General features: G+C 59.4%; 16 protein-coding genes and 1 pseudogene. 10 read left to right on the plus strand and 7 right to left on the minus strand.

What is annotated here, in order from left to right; genetic code table 11:
* The first annotated feature begins 145 nt into the window (after positions 1–145).
* From hflK (FPT12_RS18500) to cfaB, 6 genes and pseudogenes are all read left to right on the plus strand, one after another.
* On the plus strand, positions 146–2,119 hold the full coding sequence (gene hflK / locus FPT12_RS18500) for a protease modulator HflK (RefSeq protein ID WP_145018250.1): 1,974 nt from the start codon (positions 146–148) through the stop codon (positions 2,117–2,119).
* Positions 2,116–3,159, plus strand: a complete 1,044-nt coding sequence (hflC, locus tag FPT12_RS18505) for a protease modulator HflC (RefSeq protein ID WP_145018253.1) — start codon at positions 2,116–2,118, stop codon at positions 3,157–3,159. Before hflK (FPT12_RS18500) ends, hflC begins: the two co-directional genes overlap by 4 nt.
* A complete protein-coding gene (gene hflK, locus FPT12_RS18510) occupies positions 3,156–4,214 on the plus strand; it encodes a protease modulator HflK (protein WP_145018255.1) in 1,059 nt (352 codons plus the stop codon). Before hflC ends, hflK (FPT12_RS18510) begins: the two co-directional genes overlap by 4 nt.
* On the plus strand, positions 4,211–6,121 hold the full coding sequence (locus tag FPT12_RS18515; protein ID WP_145018258.1) for a cation-translocating P-type ATPase: 1,911 nt from the start codon (positions 4,211–4,213) through the stop codon (positions 6,119–6,121). Before hflK (FPT12_RS18510) ends, FPT12_RS18515 begins: the two co-directional genes overlap by 4 nt.
* Before the next feature lie 4 nt (positions 6,122–6,125).
* Positions 6,126–6,263 (plus strand): annotated as a pseudogene (locus FPT12_RS28035) (DUF2063 domain-containing protein); the annotation flags it as partial.
* 84 nt (positions 6,264–6,347) lie between these two features.
* Positions 6,348–7,535 carry a C17 cyclopropane fatty acid synthase CfaB gene (cfaB, locus tag FPT12_RS18525; protein ID WP_145018261.1) on the plus strand — a complete coding sequence of 396 codons (1,188 nt, stop codon included), beginning with the start codon at positions 6,348–6,350 and terminating at the stop codon, positions 7,533–7,535.
* Here the strand turns inward: cfaB and cls are convergent.
* Positions 7,532–8,971 carry a cardiolipin synthase gene (gene cls, locus FPT12_RS18530; protein ID WP_145018264.1) on the minus strand — a complete coding sequence of 480 codons (1,440 nt, stop codon included), beginning with the start codon at positions 8,969–8,971 and terminating at the stop codon, positions 7,532–7,534. The genes cfaB and cls overlap by 4 nt on opposite strands.
* A gap of 131 nt (positions 8,972–9,102) precedes the next feature.
* Between cls and FPT12_RS18535 the strand changes: the two genes are divergently transcribed.
* A complete protein-coding gene (locus tag FPT12_RS18535) occupies positions 9,103–9,624 on the plus strand; it encodes a DUF3617 domain-containing protein (protein ID WP_145018267.1) in 522 nt (173 codons plus the stop codon).
* A 94-nt stretch (positions 9,625–9,718) separates the two neighbouring features.
* On the opposite strand, the gene FPT12_RS18540 is transcribed toward FPT12_RS18535, so the two are convergent.
* From FPT12_RS18540 to folE2, 5 genes are read right to left on the minus strand one after another with little or no spacing between them, the layout of a single operon-like run.
* Entirely contained in the window at positions 9,719–10,279 is a 561-nt protein-coding gene (locus tag FPT12_RS18540; protein ID WP_145018270.1) for a DapH/DapD/GlmU-related protein, read from the minus strand.
* Entirely contained in the window at positions 10,276–11,160 is an 885-nt protein-coding gene (locus tag FPT12_RS18545) for a metal ABC transporter substrate-binding protein (protein ID WP_145018273.1), read from the minus strand. Before FPT12_RS18545 ends, FPT12_RS18540 begins: the two co-directional genes overlap by 4 nt.
* Positions 11,161–11,171: 11 nt before the next feature.
* Positions 11,172–12,038 (minus strand): metal ABC transporter permease, encoded by an 867-nt coding sequence (locus FPT12_RS18550; protein ID WP_145018276.1) that lies wholly within the window; start codon positions 12,036–12,038, stop codon positions 11,172–11,174.
* On the minus strand, positions 12,038–12,706 hold the full coding sequence (locus tag FPT12_RS18555) for a metal ABC transporter ATP-binding protein (RefSeq protein ID WP_145018279.1): 669 nt from the start codon (positions 12,704–12,706) through the stop codon (positions 12,038–12,040). Before FPT12_RS18555 ends, FPT12_RS18550 begins: the two co-directional genes overlap by 1 nt.
* Positions 12,703–13,599, minus strand: coding sequence for a GTP cyclohydrolase FolE2 (folE2, locus tag FPT12_RS18560; RefSeq protein ID WP_145018282.1), 897 nt, complete (start codon positions 13,597–13,599; stop codon positions 12,703–12,705). Before folE2 ends, FPT12_RS18555 begins: the two co-directional genes overlap by 4 nt.
* 86 nt (positions 13,600–13,685) lie before the next feature.
* On the opposite strand from folE2, the gene FPT12_RS18565 reads away from it, so the two are divergent.
* Positions 13,686–14,897 (plus strand): N-acetylmuramoyl-L-alanine amidase, encoded by a 1,212-nt coding sequence (locus tag FPT12_RS18565; protein WP_145018285.1) that lies wholly within the window; start codon positions 13,686–13,688, stop codon positions 14,895–14,897.
* Here FPT12_RS18565 and FPT12_RS18570 read toward each other — a convergent pair.
* Entirely contained in the window at positions 14,894–15,271 is a 378-nt protein-coding gene (locus FPT12_RS18570; protein ID WP_145018287.1) for a glutamine synthetase, read from the minus strand. The two genes, FPT12_RS18565 and FPT12_RS18570, sit on opposite strands and share 4 nt — an antisense overlap.
* 137 nt (positions 15,272–15,408) lie before the next feature.
* Between FPT12_RS18570 and zigA the strand changes: the two genes are divergently transcribed.
* Positions 15,409–16,617, plus strand: coding sequence for a zinc metallochaperone GTPase ZigA (gene zigA / locus FPT12_RS18575; protein ID WP_145018290.1), 1,209 nt, complete (start codon positions 15,409–15,411; stop codon positions 16,615–16,617).
* Entirely contained in the window at positions 16,617–17,258 is a 642-nt protein-coding gene (locus FPT12_RS18580) for a DUF1826 domain-containing protein (protein WP_145018293.1), read from the plus strand. Before zigA ends, FPT12_RS18580 begins: the two co-directional genes overlap by 1 nt.

The following is a 17,258-nucleotide window of genomic DNA, read 5'->3' on the forward strand; positions in this document are numbered from 1 at the left end:
TGCTTCATCATTTGTGCCGGTTGGGCGATGGGCGGGGAGCCAAAAAATCACTACCATCGTTATATCGTAACGATTTTCAAAAAATGCAACGGCCTGACGACTTATCCACAGGCCTGGCTCACGTAACAACAAGTACTGAGGTGGTATGCAAGTCGATCTGGAGGCTGAGGGAGCGAACGTGGAAGGACTGCCACGTTTTCAGCAGGCGGTGTTTCACGGTCGTCGGTTGAAGCGGGTGGGTATCGGCCTGGCGAGTCTCGCAACCGCAGGATTGTTGTTGGCGTTTTTTGTCGGGCTGTTTGCACCACAATCGCTCTGGGCGCCACTATTGGTCAGTCAGTCCTCGGCGTTGATCGTGGTGGTGGCCGGTCTGCAATCGGCCTGGTGGATCACCCAATGGCGGGCGCGGGCGCTGGTTGAACCGGTGGTTGTGCTGGCTGCGGAACAGACCGAACCCACCGAGGCGCTCGGCTGGTATGAGCGACTGTTGGCGCGAGCGGGTGAGCGCTGGATTCGATTGCTGGCGCAGATCGGCGCGCCGACGTTGTGGCTGGCCGGTTGGTCATTGCTGGTGATGTTCAGCCTCGAACAATTCTGGAGCCTGACATTACCCGCTGCTGCACTGGGCCTTTCGGCCAGCGTTGGGGCGGCGCTGTCGTTGTTGCTGGCGTTCGGTTTGTTGGTGTGCGAGCGCCAACTGGCCCAGGAAAATCCCGCCGAATGGCCCGAAGCCGGACAGTTGGCGCAGCTCACTCGCGTGGCGATCATCTGCCTGGTGATCAGCGCATTCTGTCTGTTGTTCAGCAGCGAAACGGCTATCTGGCCGGCGCGTCTGGCGGTGTTGATCGGGTTACTGCCGGGACTGGTCGCCGTAGAATTGTTGCTGCGTGCGGCACTGTCGTTGTTCAGTCCTCGTCGCGATCTGCTCGAACCGACGTTGCTGGCGCGCAGTTTTGTCGCGGACATGTTGCGCTGGCCGCCACAACCTTTGTTGGCGTTGCAGCACGAATTGCATAACCGCTTTGGCATCGATCTGCGGCAGATCTGGGCTTTCACTTACATGCGTCGGGCCTTCTTGCCTGTGCTGGCCGTGGTGCTGTTCGTGGGTTGGCTGCTCACCGGGATTCACGAAATACCGCTGCAAGGGCGGGGGATCTACGAGCGTTTTGGCAAGCCGGTGCAGGTGTTTGGCCCGGGTTTGCATGCTGGTCTGCCTTGGCCGTTGGGGCGGGTGCTGAGCGTCGAAAATGGCGTGGTTCACGAATTGGCAACCAGCGTCGGTGACGCGCCAGCAGCGACGGTGGCCGATCCTGCGGAAGGGCCCGCGCCGGCGATTGCCAACCGGTTGTGGGACGCCAGCCACGTGAATGACAAGTCCCAGGTGATTGCCAGTAGCAGCAACGATAAACAGAGTTTCCAGATCGTCAACATGGACGTGCGTTTTGTCTACCGCATCGGTTTGAGCGATCAGGCCGCGTTGGCGGCGACCTACAACAGCACCGATGTACCAACACTGATTCGCAGCACCGCGAGCCGGATTCTGGTACACGACTTTGCCTCGCGGACCCTCGACGGTTTGCTTGGCGCAGATCGGGTAGGGCTCGCCGAAGACATTGGTCGTGCAGTGCAGGCTGATTTGCAGAAACTCGACAGTGGCGTGGAAATTCTCGCCACGGTCGTCGAAGCCATTCACCCTCCGGCCGGAGCTGCCAACGCCTATCACAGCGTGCAAGCTGCGCAGATCGGCGCGCAAGCGTTGATCTCGCGCGAGCGTGGTGCGGCTGCCGAGCAGACCAATCAGGCGCAATTGCAGGCCAGTGTCGCCCATGACCATGCGCTGGCCACGGCCCGTGAAGTCAACGCCACGGCTCAGGCCGATGACCTGCGTTTCGCTGCCGAACGCAAAGCCTACGCCGTAGCCGGTCGAGCCTTTGTGCTGGAGCAATATTTCGCACAACTGAGCCAAGGATTAGCCAACGCCAAAGTACTGGTCCTCGATCATCGCTTGGGCGGCAACAGTACGCCGACCATCGACTTACGCAACTACACGTTACCCGCCACCTTACCGACTGACACTTCGCCGTCACGTCAACCCGTTCAGTCAGGAGCCGCCCATTGAGTCCGTCGCATTCCCACGAGCCGCATGATCATCACGACCACGCCGGCCACGACCATGGCGGGCATCATCACGGCCATCACCATCATCACCATGGCGACCCGCAAGAGGCGGGCCCGTTCCCGTGGCGACGCATGGGCTGGGCGGCGCTGCTGGTGCTGTTTGCCATTGCGACGGCGAGCCTGGTGCAAGTGCGCTCGGGCGAGGCGACGGTGATTACCCGTTTCGGCAATCCTTCACGGGTACTGCTCGAACCTGGCCTCGGTTGGCGCTGGCCGACACCGTTCGAGGCGGCGATACCGGTCGACCTGCGACTGCGCACCACCTCCAGCGGTTTGCAGGACGTGGGCACACGCGATGGTTTGCGGATCATCGTTCAGGCCTATGTTGCGTGGCAGGTGCAGGGTGATCCGGACAATGTGCAGCGCTTCATGCGAGCGGTACAGAACCAGCCGGACGAAGCTGCGCGGCAGATTCGTACGTTTGTCGGCTCCGCGCTCGAAACCACCGCCAGCAGTTTCGACCTGGCCAACCTGGTGAACACCGACGCCAACCAAGTGCATATCGCTGATTTCGAGGCACAACTGCGCAAGCAGATTGATCAGCAACTGCTGACCACTTACGGCGTGCGTGTGCTGCAAGTGGGGATCGAACGCCTGACATTGCCGTCAGTGACCCTGACCGCCACTGTCGATCGTATGCGCGCCGAGCGTGAAACCATTGCCACCGAACGCACCGCCATCGGCAAGCGAGAGGCGGCGCAAATCCGTTCAGCCGCCGAGCGCGATGCGCGCATCGTCCAGGCCGACGCCACGGTGAAGGCTGCGGATATCGAGGCCCAATCGCGGGTTGAAGCCGCGCAAATCTATGGCAAGGCTTACGCGGGTTCGCCGCAGTTGTACAACTTGCTGCGTTCGTTGGACACCTTGGACACGATGGTGAAACCGGGCACAAAGCTGATTCTGCGTACCGATGCAGCGCCATTTCGAGTGTTGGTCGATGGACCGCCGACGCTGGATAACAAGTCTGGGTCGCAGCCATGAGTGTGGTTCCACGTGGAACAAATGAACTCGACAGCCCGTGGATTCAGGCGGGGCGCCTGACATTTCTCGCGCTTTACGCGGTAACGGTGTTGGCGGCGTTGGCCTGGGCTTTCTCCAATGTGCGGCAGATTGATCCGCAGAATCGCGCCGTGGTGTTGCACTTCGGAGCACTGGATCGTATCCAGAACGCCGGCTTGCTGTTGGCGTGGCCGCGTCCGTTCGAGCAGGTGATTTTGTTGCCGGCAGCGGATCGAGTGATCGAACGGCGGGTGGAAAATCTGCTGCGTTCTGATGCTGCGCTGCAAGGTGAGCGTGTGGCGAGTTTCGCCGCTCCACTGAGCGATGCACTCGCCGGCTCGGGGTATTTGCTCACTGGCGATTCAGGCGTGGTGCAACTGGACGTTCGGGTGTTTTACAAAGTGACCGAGCCTTACGCCTTCGTCCTGCAAGGTGAGCATGTGCTACCGGCGCTGGACCGCTTGGTGACTCGCAGTGCGGTGGCGCTGACGGCTGCGCGAGACCTGGACACTATTCTGGTCGCTCGGCCGGAGTTGATCGGTGCCGATAATCAGGCCGCCGAACGGCGCGAACGTCTGCGCGGTGATCTGGTGCAAGGGATCAATCAACGCTTGGCAGAGTTAGCCGCGACGGGGCAGGGACTGGGTATCGAGGTCGCCCGGGTCGACGTGCAATCGAGTCTGCCCGAACCTGCGGTCAATGCTTTCAACGCGGTACTGACCGCCAGTCAGCAGGCGGATAAAGCCGTGGCGAACGCACGTACTGAAGCCGAAAAACTCACTCAGACCGCGACCCAACAAGCTGACCGCACACTGCAAGTCGCTCACGCTCAAGCCAGCGAACGCCTGGCCAAAGCGTCGGCTGACACCGCCACGGTGCTCAGCCTGGCACAGGCGCAGCAGAAGGGCAGCGACCCGGAAATGCTCCTGCGGATCTATCGCGAGCGTATGCCGAAAATTCTCGGTCAGGCCGGCTCGGTTACGACGGTCAACCCTAAAGACGATTCCCGCCTGATCATTCAGGGAGCCGAACAATGACAACTCAAACCGCCGCCGCGCCAAGCATGTTGAGTACGGCTGAACAACGCAGCGCTGCACGCCAGTTGACCTTGGCAATGCTTGCTTTGGGCCTGCTCGGCCTGGGGTTGGTCTGGCGCTGGTTGTCTCCGGAGCAAACCGGTGTCAGCCAGTTATTGCTTGGGTTGGCTTCGTTGCTGGTAGCCGTTCCGGTCATGCGTTCGGCCTGGTACAGCCTGCGTTATCCGAGCCTGCACGGGATCACCGATCAACTGATTGCTCTGGCGATGATGGGCGCCTGGGCGACGGGCGATCTGCTGACCGCGGCCTTGTTGCCGATCATCATGATCTTCGGCCACGTGCTGGAAGAGCGCAGCGTGATTGGCTCTCAGGAAGCGATTCACGCGTTGGGCCGTTTGACGCGCAGTCACGCACGCAAGGTTCAGGCCGATGGCTCGATTATCGAAATCGACAACGCTGCGTTGAAGGCCGGAGACATAGTGGAAGTGCGCGCAGGCGATCGAGTGCCGGCCGATGGGCTGGTGCTATCCGGTCAAGCGAGTCTGGACACTGCGCCGATTACCGGTGAGTCGGTGCCACTTGAAGCCACCGTCGGCATGCAAGTGTTCGGCGGGGCGATCAACCTCGATGGTTTGCTGCGGTTGGAAGTGACCCGCACCGGCAACGAATCGACCCTCGGCAAAGTCATTGCACTGATGCAAAGTGCCGAGCGCTCCAAGCCACCGATCACCCGTTTGCTGGAACGCTATGCCGGCAGCTACATGGTGCTGGTGTTGCTGTTGGCCGCAGTGACCTGGTTCGTCACCAATGATGCGCAAGCGATGCTCGCGGTACTGGTTGCCGCGTGCCCCTGTGCATTGGTGCTGTCGGCCCCGGCCACGGCGATTGCCGGGATCGCGGTGGCGGCGCGCCACGGCATTCTGATTCGCAGCTCGGCGTTCCTCGAAGAGTTGGCGGACCTGACGTCGTTGGTGGTCGACAAGACCGGCACCCTGACGTTCGGCACGTTGCGTTTGCAGTCGATCGACAGCCCGGTCGAGGACCGCAGCACGTTGCTGAAACTGGCCGCCAGCCTCGGCTCGGCCAGCAGCCACCCGGTCAGTCGGGCGTTGGCCGGGCTGGTGACTCAGGAGCATTTCCTGCTGCTGTCGGACATTCGTGAGCGTCAGGGCCTGGGTGTGGTGGCGATGACCGAGCAGGGCGAAGCTGCACTCGGTCGACCCGAGCTGTTTGCGCAGTTGGGCATCGCCACCTCGACGGTGCCGGAGCATGATGGGCCGATTGCCGGACTGGCGTTGGATGGACGTTTCCTCGCGTGGTTGTTGCTGGCTGACAGCGTCAAACCGGAAGCGCGTTTTGCCATGAGAGAACTGCGTGAACTGGGCCTTGGCCGGCAGTTGTTGTTGACCGGTGATCGACAAAGCGTCGCCCACAGCCTGGCCCATGAAGTCGGCATCAGCGATGTCGAGGCGCAAGCCTTGCCGGAAGACAAGCTCAACCGCGTCCTGACTGAAATCGACAATGGTTTCCGGCCGATGGTGGTCGGCGACGGCATCAACGATTCATTGGCGCTCAAGGCTGGCGTGGTCGGAGTGGCCATGGGCGCGGGCGGCGCAGACATCGCCTTGGCCTCGGCCGACATCGTGTTGATCGGCAGCGATCTGCGTCGACTCGGTACCTGCGTGCGCTTGAGCCGCCAGTGCCGGCAGACCTTGCAGGTCAATGTGATCATCGGTCTGGGCTGGACGCTGGCGATCGTCGCGTTCGCCGCGTTTGGCTGGCTGGGAGCGGCAGGGGCGATGATTGCTGCGGTCCTGCATAACCTGAGCACGTTGCTGGTGTTGGGCAATGCCGGGCGTTTGTTACGGTTCCAGGAGCCGCTGCTGAAGCTGAAAGAAGAGAGTTGAGCGCCTGGTCAATGAGGGCTGGAGCTTTGCCGAACTGTGCGCACAATTGACAGTCAACTGTGAATAGGGCGCACCTCTTCAGGCCGTCACGTGGCTGAAACAGTGGGTTTTCGACAGTTTGTTGCCCCGTCGTGACTCATAGGAAAAGGCTATTAAATCGATAGCCAGCTAATTTTCCACAATGGTCTACCCTCAAATCAGACGTCTGAAACAAGGGGGACTATTCATGCTCGCGCAATTACCACCGGCCTTACAGAATCTGCAATTACCGCTTCGTTTGCGACTCTGGGATGGCCATGAAATTAATCTGGGCCCTGCGCCCAGCGTCACGATTGTGGTCAAGGACCCACAATTAGTGTCTCAATTCACTCGCCCAAGCCTCGACCTGTTGGGCGCCGCTTTCGTTGAGGGCAAGCTCGAACTCGAAGGCTCGATCAGCGATGTGATCCGGGTGTGTGATGAGTGGAGCCAGGCATTGCTGGATGACGCTGACGACAATCAACTGGTGCGCTCAGTCCATGACAAAGCCACTGACGCGGCGGCGATCTCCTATCACTACGACCTCTCGAATGCGTTCTATCAGCTCTGGCTCGACAGTGACATGGCGTATTCCTGCGCTTACTTCGAAACCGGCAGCGAAACCCTGGAACAGGCCCAACAAGCAAAATTCCGCCACCTGTGTCGCAAACTACGGCTACAACCCGGCGAGTACCTGCTGGATGTCGGCTGCGGCTGGGGAGGGCTGGCGCGTTATGCGGCGCGGGAGTTCGGGGTGAAAGTATTTGGCATCACCCTGAGCAAGGAGCAGTTGGCATTGGCCCGGGAGCGAGTGATCGCTGAAGGTTTGCAGGATCAGGTTGAGCTACAACTGCTTGATTACCGCGATCTACCTCAGGATGGGCGGTTCGATAAGATCGTGAGTGTCGGCATGTTCGAACACGTCGGGCACGCCAACCTGGCGGAGTACTGCAAGACATTGTTCGGTGCCGTGCGTGAAGGCGGCCTGGTGATGAACCATGGCATTACCGCCAAGCACACGGATGGCCGGCCGGTCGGACGTGGCGCTGGCGATTTCATCGAGCGCTATGTATTTCCTAACGGTGAATTACCGCACCTGTCGATGATTTCGGCCGAGATCAGCGAAGCGGGGCTGGAGATCGTTGACGTCGAAAGTCTGCGTCTGCATTACGCTCGCACGCTGGACCACTGGAGCGAGCGGCTTGAGGATAACCTTGAAGCCGCGTCCAAAGAAGTTCCGGAGCAGGCGTTGCGGATCTGGCGATTGTATCTGGCGGGCTGCGCCTATGCGTTCGCGCGGGGCTGGATCAACTTGCACCAGATCCTCGCGGTCAAGACCCACGCCGACGGCAGCCATGAGCTACCGTGGACGCGTGACGACATCTACAACCCTTAAAGAATCGGCGAGATAAGCCGGGCGACCCGCATGCCAAGCTGTTGCAGGCGGTGGGTCTTCCGGCTTTCGCCTTTGGCAATTTCGTGGGCCTGAGCAAAGTCGTCGTTGAGCATGTGTTCCACCAAACCTGCGAACTCGCTGTCGACGGTCAATAGCATGACTTCGAAGTTGAGCCGGAACGAACGATTGTCCAGATTTGCACTGCCGATGGCCGTGATCTCACTGTCGATCAGCACGACCTTCTGATGCAAGAAGCCCGGTTGGTAACGGAACACCCGAACCCCGGCACGTACGGCTTCGAAGGCGTACAGGCTGGAGGCTGCATAGACGATCCGGTGATCCGGCCGCGATGGCAACAGAAGCCGCACATCGACACCGCGCAGCACGGCCAGGCGTAGTGCAGCAAACACCGCTTCATCGGGAATGAAATACGGGCTGGTGATCCACACGCGTTCGGTTGCGGACTGGATGGCTTCCACGAAAAACAGTGAGCAGGTTTCGTGAGGGTCCGCCGGGCCGCTGGCCAGCAGTTGGCAGAGCACGCCGCCATCGGGGTAGCTCTGTGGCAATATCAGCGGTGGCAGTTTTCGGGAGGCCCAGAACCAGTCTTCCGCGAAAGACTCCTGCATGCACGCAACCACGGGACCGCTGACGGCAATGTGCGTATCGCGCCAGGGTGCCAGCGGTGGTTTCTGGCCCATGTATTCGTCACCGACGTTATGTCCGCCGACAAATCCCTGCACACCGTCGACCACGACAATCTTGCGATGGTTACGGAAGTTCACCTGGAACCGATTGAGCCAGCCACTGCGTGTGGCAAACGCTTCGACCTGCACCCCGGCATCGCGCAAGGGTTGAACATAGCTATGAGGCAGGGAGTGGCTGCCGATCCGATCGTAGAGCAGGTAAATAGCGACGCCTTCCGCGGATTTTTCCATCAGCAGGGTTTGCAGGCGTCGGCCGAGTTGGTCGTCATGGATGATGAAAAACTGAATCAACACGGCTTCGCGGGCGGCACGGATCGCTTCGAAAATCGCATCAAAGGTTGCCTGGCCGTTGATCAACAGGCGCACCTGATTGTTTGCCAGGCACGGCATCCGCCCCAGCTTCGGCATCGCCCGCAACGAGGTGTAGGCCTTGGAAGCGCGGGCTGTCAGCGCTTCCTCAATCCACGGACGCCAGTTCAGGTCAGCGATGGCCTTGCGCATTTCTTCGTTGGCCTGTCGACGAGCCTTGATATACGCGTCGAAGGTGCTGCGACCGAAGACCAGATAAGGTATGAGCGTCAGGTAAGGTATGAACACCAGCGACAAGGCCCAGGCAATCGAGCCTTGAGCGGTCCTGACGGTCAATACGGCGTGAATGGCGGCGATCGTGCCCAGTGAGTGGATGAGCGCGATCAGATACGCGAAAAGATGGGGTCCAAAAAAATCCATGGGGCAACCGTGCTCCTGACAATTCAATGCTTAACAGACCATGTTCCACGGCGAATGTCGCTATTTAATTAGACATGCAACCGAAGTAGATTGGCGACGTCTAACGGCCACTATTGTCTAGGAGTTACTCGATGAACGTACGTCTGCTGGGTTTGGCCATGGCTGTTGGCTTGTCACTTCCTGTGGTCGCTCAGGCGCAGATGCTGCAACCGGGTTTGTGGGAATTGACCTCAAGCAACATGAAGGTCGATGACCAGAACCTGCCGGATCTGCAGTTGATCCTCAGCCAGTTGGGCAGCCAGATGACGCCGGCACAAAAGGCCGCGCTGGAGAAACAAGGCATCACCATGGGCGGTAAAGGGATTCGTGTATGCCTGACCCAGGCACAGGTTCAATCCGATACCATTCCGCTACAGGACCCACAATCGGGTTGTACGCAGCAAGTCACCGACCGCAGCGGTAACCAGTGGAAGTTCCGCTTCAGCTGCCCGAAAGCTCAGGGTGCCGGTGTTGCTACGTTCCTTAGCGACCGTGAGTTCAACACCACGGTCAACGGCACGTTCAATGCCACCGGCATTCAGCAAAAGGGCAGCATGGATACTCGTGCCGTATGGTTGGGGCAGGATTGCGGGACGGTCAAACCTCGCGCCTGATCTCTATTGCTGGCAAGGCCCAGACCTTGCCAGCAATAGCTTCCGCTTCAATCCTGCTTCAACACTCATCCGCCCCAGATCCCGAGGCTCATGCTCAAAACTCGTTCTGCAGCGCTTTGTAGCCGCGCACCAGATCGACGTTGGTACGCGCCACGTCCTCGGAAAACTCCAAGGCGCTGACACTGACCGGCGGGAACTGGCACAAGTCGGTTTTGGGACCGATGCGGGTGGTGGACGGCACGTAGAAGTCGGCCGGCAAGTCTCGTCCGTCGACCACCGAGTTGTGCCGCACGACACAACCGTCGCCGACTGCACAGTTGAACAGCACGCTGTTGAAACCGATGAACACCCGGTTACCGACCGTGCATGGGCCATGGACGATGGAGCGGTGAGCGATGGAGCTGAACTCGCCGATGGTCACCGCTGCACCGGATTTGGAGTGGATAACCACGCCGTCCTGAATATTCGAGTTGGCGCCGATGGTGATCGGCTCCATCTCGCCCGATTCGTCGACTTCGTCGGCGCGAATCACCGCGTAGGGACCGACGAAAACATTCTCGCCAATCACTACCTTGCCGCAGATGATCGCGGTTTTATCGACGTAGGCGGACTCGGCAATCCGCGGCAAATCGCCGGACGGGTTCTTGCGGATCATGGCTTGCTCAGGGCGTCGTAAAGCGTATTGAGGTTGTATTCGAACAGCCCGGCAAAGGTGCTGGCCGGACCTTCGGCGGCGAGTGCGTCCGAGTACAGGGTGCCGCCAATTTGCGCGCCGCTTTCATCGGCGATTTGCTTGAGCAGACGGGCGTCCTTGATATTTTCCATGAACACCGCTTTGACCTTGGCCTGACGGATCTGGGTGATCAATGCAGCAACTTCAGCGGCGGACGGTTCGCGCTCGGTGGACAAGCCTTGAGGCGCCATGAAGTCAATGCCATACGCCTGACCCAGATACCCGAACGCGTCATGAGACGTAACGATCTTGCGGTTGCCTGGAGGCAATGCGCCGAGCTTGGCTTTGGCTTCGGTTAGCAGACGGTAGATCTGTTTCAGGTAGGTCTGGCTGTTGTGTTCGTAGTCGGCTTTGTTTGCCGGGTCTGCGGCGATCAACGCCTTGGTGATGTTGTTCACATAGAGTTCGGTGTTCGCCAGATTGTGCCAGGCGTGCGGATCGGGGATGGTCTCGCCGTCCTCTTCCATTGTCCTGGGGATCACTCCGCGGCTGGCAGTGATCACCGGGGTTTTGGTTGCGGTGCTGGCCACCATGCGGTCCAGCCATGGCTCGAAGCCGAGGCCGTTTTTGAAGATCAGTTTGGCCTTGAGCAGGGCCTTGGCGTCATTCGGAGTGGGTTCGTAGGTGTGAGCGTCAGCATCCGGGCCGACCATGTTAGTGATCTGGATGTGCTCGCCACCGACCTGATGAACCATGTCGGCAAGGATGCTGAAGCTGGTGACCACCGGGAGCTTTTCGGCTGCCGATGCCGTTGAAAGCGACATCGACAACCACACACTGAACAGCACGAGTAGAGCGCGCATCGGGAAACACCTCATTGGGATGTGAGCAAAGGCGGGCGGCGCAGCAAACCGTGCACCGGACCGAATACCACGGACAGCAGGTACAACGCGCCGGCCACCAGCACGATGGCCGGGCCACTGGGTAGCGAGTAGTAGAACGACAGCAACAGACCGAGCCATACCGAGAGACAGCCGAGCAGCCCGGCGATGACCATCAGCATCGGCAAGTGGCGGCTCCAGAAGCGTGAAGCGGCGGCCGGTAACATCATCAATCCGACCACCATCAGCGCACCGATGGCCTGGAAACCGATCACCAGATTCAGCACCACCAGGGTCAAAAACACGCCATGGGCCAACGGGCCGAGACGGCTGACGGTTTGCAGAAACAGCGGGTCGAGGGTGTCCAGTAGCAGTGGCCGATAGATCAACGCCATGGCGATCAGGCTGATCCCCGAGACCCAGAGCATGCCGGTTAATGTCGGGCCGTCGACGGCCAATGCCGAGCCGAACAACAGGTGGAGCAAGTCGAGGCGTTTGCCGGCGATCCCCAGAATCAGCACGCCACTGGCCAGCGAGATGGGGTAGATCGCTGCCAGGCTAGCGTCCTCCCGAAGGCCAGTGCGGCGGGTGATCCATGCCGCCAATCCGGCCATGCTCAGCCCCGCACCGAGGCCACCGATGGTCAGTGCTGGCAAGCTCAAACCGGCGAACCAAAACCCTAACGCGGCACCGGGCAAGATGCCGTGAGCCACGGCATCGCCGATCAGGCTCATGCGCCGCAGGATCAGAAACACCCCAAGCGGTGCAGTGCTGCAAGCCAATACCAGACCGCCAATCAGTGCTCGGCGCATGAATACGAATTCGTGGAACGGTTGCCAAAGTTGCGCGGCGGCGAGCATTACGCCACCTGCGTGTGTGGTTGCTGGAGAATCAGTTCACGGCTCGGCGCCAGGACGCAGCCCGTGTTTTTGATCAGCAATGTTTGAGGAATGTGTTGGCGAACCGCAGCCAGGTCATGACAAACCACAACCAGGGTCCGGCCTTCGTTGTGCCAGGTGTGGATATGTTTCCACAGCAGTGCCTGGCCGAGTTCATCCAGCGCCGCGTGAGGTTCGTCGAGCAGCAACAGTGGCGCTTCGGCGAGGCTCAAACGGGCGAGCAGGGCGCGTTGCAATTCGCCGCCCGACAGCGCCATCAATGGGCGTTGTTCCAAACCGTTCAGGCACCAGTCATTCAGCACGCTGTCGAGGCGTTGGCGGCGAACGTCCGGCGTTTGTTTGCTGCCCCAGAATCCGGCGCTCACCAATTCTTGCAAACTGATTGGGAACTGTCGGTCGAGGTACTGTTGCTGTGGCAAAAAGGACAAGCCACCCCGTGGCGAAACGTCGAGAGCAACTTTGCCAGCTAACGGTTTTTGCAGGCCGGCGATGACTTTCAGCAAGCTGCTTTTACCCGAGCCATTGGCGCCGATTACTGCGGTCAGGCTACCGCCGGGTAAATCAAAATCGAGGGCGGGAGTGAGTGGTTGGCCGGGTGCACCCCAGCGTAATCCTTGGCAACGAATCATGCGGCCTCCCAGTTCCAGCGACTTTCGGCCACCGCATCGTGGGCGTGCAGACTTTCGGCGTGAACTACGCGCAACTGAAAAGCCTTGATGCCAGGCGAGCGTTTCAACGCCAGGTTCAAACGCCGCGCGGCGTCTTCGCAGAACATCAGGTTTTGTCCGTTAGCGAGTGCGAAGGCTTGTTCGTCGGCACGTTTTACTGCGGTTTGAACGGCGGTGCCGAGTGCGGCTTCGGCGTCGTTGAGTGCGGTGATCAATGGCAAATCGTCCAGATAGTCATCCAGTCGTAGCCGTAATTGCGCACTGCTGCGTTGGCTGTGGGGCGTCGCGACGATGCCTTTTGATGATCCGAGCCAAGTCAAAACGTCGGCGTGCTGCAACGGCTTGTTGGCAAAGTCATCGATGAATTGCTGCTGAATAAGTTGTCTCGAAAGCGCTGCTGAGCAGGGGCAAGTGGATGAGTAAGACGCTTCAATTTTAAGTTCCACGTGGAACACTGCGTTTTCCAATCGAGCTTCGACAGTGATCGGATAGCTTTTCCAGCCGGCCAAAGGGCTGATCAAGGCTGGGCGTTTGAGCAGCAAATCGGCGTGAATCCGTAGGTAAGCGGCATTGGATAAACCCTCGTGGCTGTCGAGGAAGCGTTGCAGAACTTGCCGCAACAACGCCGGAGTGAGGCTTTCCTGCTCAAGCATTTCCAGCGCCAGATACAGCCGAGACATATGAATGCCACGCGCTTCGCCATCATCGAGACTGACGCCCGCATCGGCTTTCGCGTTCAATCGCTGGCCGTCGAACACAACAGGAAGAGCAATGCCGTACATGCCTACCCACTCGAGTGGCAAGGCTTGGCGTGAGGCCTGCGCGGCGATATCCGGCAGAGTCAGCGCATTCATGAGCAGGTCCATCGTTGGAAATGTTTTGCCATGTTATATTATAACAAGTAAATCGACGATGCCTTTTTCTCGAGCGGTCTTTCACTATGCACAGGCGACAATTGCTCAACCTGTTGTTGGCCAGCGCTGCGCTGGTTTTACCTTTCGGCGTGTCGGCGACGCAGATCCGCAATGCACGGCTCTGGCGTTCGGATGACAAGCTTCGCCTGGTACTCGATCTGAGCGGACCGGTGCAGTACAAAACCTTTTCGCTGAGCGCACCCGAGCGACTGATCATCGACTTGAGCGGTGCGCAGCTCAGCGGTGACTTCAGCCAGTTAGTGCTCACCAACACGGTGATTCGTTCGATCCGTTCAGGGCACTTCGGGCAAGGCGATACGCGGATCGTCCTCGACCTTGCCGGTCCGGTGCGGCTCAATAGTTTTCAACTGCCGCCACAGGACGGGCAGGGCCATCGTCTGGTGCTCGACCTGCTCAACGCCGCGCCCGTGCAGATCGCTGCGGCGGCACCTTTGGTCCAGCGAGAAACACCGGCTGACAAGGCTCACCCCAAGCGCGACATCATCGTCGTGGTCGACCCTGGCCATGGCGGCAAGGACCCCGGCGCGATTGGCGCCAAAGGCGAGCGCGAGAAAGACGTGGTGCTGTCCATCGCACAATTGCTGGCCAAGCGTTTGAAGCGCGAGAAAGGTTTCGATGTGAAGTTGGTGCGCAATGACGACTTCTTCGTGCCGCTACGCAAGCGTGTGGAGATCGCCCGTACGCACAAGGCCGACATGTTCATCTCGGTGCACGCTGACGCGGCACCACGGCTCACGGCCTCTGGTGCTTCGGTTTACGCATTGTCCGAAGGCGGTGCAACCTCGGCCACGGCACGTTTCATGGCGCAGCGGGAAAACGGTGCCGACTTGTTGGGTGCGACCAGTCTGCTCAATTTGAAGGACAAGGATCCGATGCTCGCCGGAGTGATCCTCGACATGTCGATGAACGCCACCATCGCCGCCAGTTTGCAGCTTGGCAACACGGTACTTGGCAGCTTGGCGGGGATTACCACATTGCATCAGAAACGCGTGGAACAGGCCGGATTTGCAGTGCTGAAGTCACCGGATGTGCCTTCGATCCTGGTCGAAACCGGCTTCATTTCCAACGCCCGAGACAGTCAGAGGCTGGTGACAGCGCGGCACCAAAAGGCGGTAGCCGACGGCCTTTTTGAAGGTTTGCAGCGCTACTTTCAGAAGAATCCGCCGCTGAACAGCTACATGGCCTGGCAGCAGTCGCAGCAAAAATCGCAGGTCTAGCAACCCGTCAGTCGGCTACAGGTGAACTTGCCGCTGGAACCGCCAGAGCTGGAAAACCGATTGAGGGTGGTCCAGCCAACGCGGCGGGTGTAACCGACCCAGGCTTCGCCGTCGGACGCCAAACCGGTGAAGAACGTCAGTTGGCCGTAACGGCTGCTGGTTTGCGCCCAATAGCGTTTACCGCTCACTTCAAACCCGCGCATGTAGGTCGTGCTGCCCGCCGTAGCGACGCTGTAAGAGTTGCCGTCCGGGTCTACGCAGGCCAGCAGATTAGCGCTGCGCGTGCACTTCGCCTGGCTCGATGCCTGCGCGCAGGCGTCTGCTGCGACAAACAGCGAAAGACTCAACAGTGTGCATTTCAAGGCGTTGTGCATGGGTTTTCTCGTGGTGCGAACGGGCTCAAGCATTGCGTCCTTCGTCGCTGGGAGCAAGAGGAGATTGGTGTGTTTGTGTTGTTATACTATAACATTAAAAATTCACCTGACCGGCCACTCCTGATGAGGAATACCTGATGCCCAATCGTCTCCCCGTTACCGTGCTGTCCGGTTTTCTCGGCGCCGGCAAAAGCACGCTGCTCAACTACGTACTTCGCAACCGCGAGAATCTTCGGGTCGCGGTGATCGTCAATGACATGAGCGAAATCAACATCGACGGCAGCGAAGTTCAGCGCGATGTCACCTTGAACCGCGCCGAAGAAAAACTCGTCGAAATGAGCAACGGCTGCATCTGCTGCACCTTGCGCGAAGACCTGCTGGAAGAGGTCAGCAAGCTGGCCAGAGACGGTCGTTTCGACTACCTACTGATCGAGTCCACTGGTATTTCCGAACCTCTTCCCGTGGCGGAAACGTTCACCTTTCGCGACGAGAAAGGCCAAAGCCTGGCCGACATCGCGCGGCTCGACACCATGGTCACGGTGGTCGATGGGATGAACTTTCTGCTCGATTTTCAGGCCGCCGAAAGCCTCGCTTCACGGGGTGAAACCCTTGGCGAAGAAGACGAGCGCTCGATCACCGACCTGCTGATCGAGCAGATCGAATTCGCCGATGTGCTACTGATCAGCAAGATCGATCTGATCAGCAGCACCGAGCGCGAAGAGTTGATCGCGATCCTCAAACGGCTCAACGCTCAGGCGCACATTATCCCGATGGTCATGGGCGAAGTACCGTTGAAACAGATCCTCAACACCGGCCGCTTCGACTTTGAAAAAGCCTCTCAGGCACCAGGCTGGCTGCAAGAGTTGCACGGTGAGCATGTGCCGGAAACCACCGAGTACGGCATCGCTTCCATGGCTTATCGGGCACGTCGACCGTTTCATCCGCAGCGCTTTTTCAGCTTCATCAATCGGCCGTGGGTGAATGGAAAACTGCTGCGCTCCAAGGGCTTTTTCTGGTTGGCCAGCAAGCACCAGGACGCCGGCAGTTGGTCCCAGGCCGGTGGTTTGATGCGTCATGGATTTGCCGGTCGCTGGTGGCGCTTTGTGCCGAAAGCACAGTGGCCACAGGATCAGGAAAGTACCGCCGCGATCATGGAAAACTGGACCTCCGCCACCGGTGATTGCCGTCAGGAGCTGGTGTTCATCGGCCAGAATATCGACTTTTCTGAACTCACCGAACGCCTCGACAATTGCCTGCTCAACGATGACGAAATGTCCCTGGGTGTCGAAGGCTGGCGCCTGATGGCAGACCCGTTTGGTCCATGGCTCGAAGAGGAGGCAGCCTGATGTTGGCGCCGAGTCTGAAAGCGCGCCCGGTGGTTCGTCAGGTACAGGGCCAAACCCCTGAAATTTTCACGCAGATACTTGAAGACGGTACCAACCTGGCGCTCTGGCAGCGCCATTTGCCGGTACATATCGCCGATTTCGGCACATTGTTGTTATCGCTGAATGAACCACTGGGCGAGTCTTTGGTGGTGGAGTTGGCAACAGACGACGTTGAACCCGATCTGCGGGGGCTGGCCGCAAGCTTTAGTGATCTGGAGGGTTACGAAGGGTTTATCGCTGACGTTTCATGGCTGGTCAGCGCGTTTGCCTGCTTGCTGGGGGCGACGCGTATAGGCTTGCGTTTACGAGTGCTGGATAAAGCCATGTGCCCGCGTTTTCACGTCGATCATGTGCCAGTGCGGCTGATTACCACCTACGCCGGCATCGGCAGTCAGTGGCTCAGAGAAGGTGCCATGGATCGTAAGAACCTGGCCAGGGCGGAGACCGAGCCGCAGGACTGTGAGCAAATGCTCTGTGGTGAAGTGGCGTTGCTCAAGGGCGAGAAGTGGCACGGCAACGAGGGCTTCGGGTTGATTCATCGTTCGCCGCAACCGGCACCGGGTGAGCGCCGGCTGATCCTGACCCTCGACTGGCTCGCGTGA

This window comes from Pseudomonas sp. H3(2019) (genome assembly GCF_007713465.1).
In the GTDB taxonomy this organism is placed as follows: domain Bacteria; phylum Pseudomonadota; class Gammaproteobacteria; order Pseudomonadales; family Pseudomonadaceae; genus Aquipseudomonas.

Coding starts and splice junctions, on each gene's coding strand:
- FPT12_RS18565 (WP_145018285.1), top strand. CDS start 13,686: ATGCACAGGCGACAATTGCTCAACCTGTTGTTGGCCAGCGCTGCGCTG.
- FPT12_RS18540 (WP_145018270.1), bottom strand. CDS start 10,279: ATGATCCGCAAGAACCCGTCCGGCGATTTGCCGCGGATTGCCGAGTCC.
- hflK (WP_145018255.1), top strand. CDS start 3,156: ATGAGTGTGGTTCCACGTGGAACAAATGAACTCGACAGCCCGTGGATT.
- hflK (WP_145018250.1), top strand. CDS start 146: ATGCAAGTCGATCTGGAGGCTGAGGGAGCGAACGTGGAAGGACTGCCA.
- FPT12_RS18580 (WP_145018293.1), top strand. CDS start 16,617: ATGTTGGCGCCGAGTCTGAAAGCGCGCCCGGTGGTTCGTCAGGTACAG.
- cls (WP_145018264.1), bottom strand. CDS start 8,971: ATGGATTTTTTTGGACCCCATCTTTTCGCGTATCTGATCGCGCTCATC.
- zigA (WP_145018290.1), top strand. CDS start 15,409: ATGCCCAATCGTCTCCCCGTTACCGTGCTGTCCGGTTTTCTCGGCGCC.
- FPT12_RS18535 (WP_145018267.1), top strand. CDS start 9,103: ATGAACGTACGTCTGCTGGGTTTGGCCATGGCTGTTGGCTTGTCACTT.
- FPT12_RS18545 (WP_145018273.1), bottom strand. CDS start 11,160: ATGCGCGCTCTACTCGTGCTGTTCAGTGTGTGGTTGTCGATGTCGCTT.
- FPT12_RS18570 (WP_145018287.1), bottom strand. CDS start 15,271: ATGCACAACGCCTTGAAATGCACACTGTTGAGTCTTTCGCTGTTTGTC.
- cfaB (WP_145018261.1), top strand. CDS start 6,348: ATGCTCGCGCAATTACCACCGGCCTTACAGAATCTGCAATTACCGCTT.
- FPT12_RS18515 (WP_145018258.1), top strand. CDS start 4,211: ATGACAACTCAAACCGCCGCCGCGCCAAGCATGTTGAGTACGGCTGAA.
- FPT12_RS18555 (WP_145018279.1), bottom strand. CDS start 12,706: ATGATTCGTTGCCAAGGATTACGCTGGGGTGCACCCGGCCAACCACTC.
- FPT12_RS18550 (WP_145018276.1), bottom strand. CDS start 12,038: ATGCTCGCCGCCGCGCAACTTTGGCAACCGTTCCACGAATTCGTATTC.
- folE2 (WP_145018282.1), bottom strand. CDS start 13,599: ATGAATGCGCTGACTCTGCCGGATATCGCCGCGCAGGCCTCACGCCAA.